The organism is Paraburkholderia sp. SIMBA_027 (assembly GCF_046535315.1).
GTDB lineage: Bacteria > Pseudomonadota > Gammaproteobacteria > Burkholderiales > Burkholderiaceae > Paraburkholderia > Paraburkholderia tropica.
This window is the reverse complement of record NZ_JAWRWY010000790.1, coordinates 1-264: the sequence shown is the minus strand read 5'-3', so window position 1 is coordinate 264 and position 264 is coordinate 1. Positions and strand designations below refer to the sequence as shown.

1 protein-coding gene is annotated in these 264 nt (G+C 58.3%); it reads right to left on the bottom strand.

Annotated features, from left to right (window positions below):
* Window positions 1–249, bottom strand: a 249-nt coding sequence (locus tag SB764_RS41220; protein ID WP_410866929.1) for a TetR/AcrR family transcriptional regulator, incomplete at its 3' end; no start/stop codon positions are given.
* Between the last annotated feature and the right edge of the window lie 15 nt (window positions 250–264).

Sequence of the window (264 nt, the reverse complement as noted above, 5' to 3'; positions counted from 1 at the left end):
GAGCCCGGCCAGCGACGTGTACATCCTGGTGATGGTTTCGATGTAATACTCGGCCGTGCCATTCTCGGCGGTGTGTTTGGCGTCCTCGTCCAGGCAGGCCTGCAGCACGTCGTTGAAGAACTCCTCGTAGATGAGGAGGAAGAGGTTCTTCTTGTTGACTACGTACCGGAAGAGCGTTGCCTCCCCGATGCCGGCTCTGGCGGCCACTTCCTTGGTCGTAATGCTGTCGTACTCCTTTTCGGAGAGCATTTCACGAGCGACCGC